At 62.3% G+C, this 247-nt stretch carries 1 protein-coding gene; it reads right to left on the reverse strand.

Annotated elements, in window-relative coordinates; translation table 11 throughout:
• A partial coding sequence (locus tag R0J92_RS25380; RefSeq protein WP_411053723.1) for a methyltransferase domain-containing protein occupies positions 1 to 242 on the reverse strand: 242 nt, incomplete at its 3' end.
• Positions 243 to 247: the final 5 nt, after the last annotated feature.

The following is a 247-nucleotide window of genomic DNA, read 5'->3' on the forward strand; positions in this document are numbered from 1 at the left end:
GCCGCTTTAGGGTACGGGTTGGGATAGAGAAGGTAGTGACGCTCAGGGGCCCAGCCAGCATCCAGCGCTAGCCGCCAAAAATCCACCAAGTCAGCGCGTACCAACAGCGCGTTATCGGGCAACTCACCGTGCGCCCGCCCCAGCCGATCCTCGCTGCGATCAACCCCCACTACTTTATGCTGGGGGAACTGTAACGCTAACCGGCGGGTCGATAGCCCGACCCCGCAGCCCGCATCGAGAATTAGCG

The sequence above is a fragment of the Tritonibacter sp. SIMBA_163 genome, assembly GCF_046535935.1.
Classification (GTDB): Bacteria; Pseudomonadota; Alphaproteobacteria; order Rhodobacterales; family Rhodobacteraceae; genus Epibacterium; species Epibacterium scottomollicae.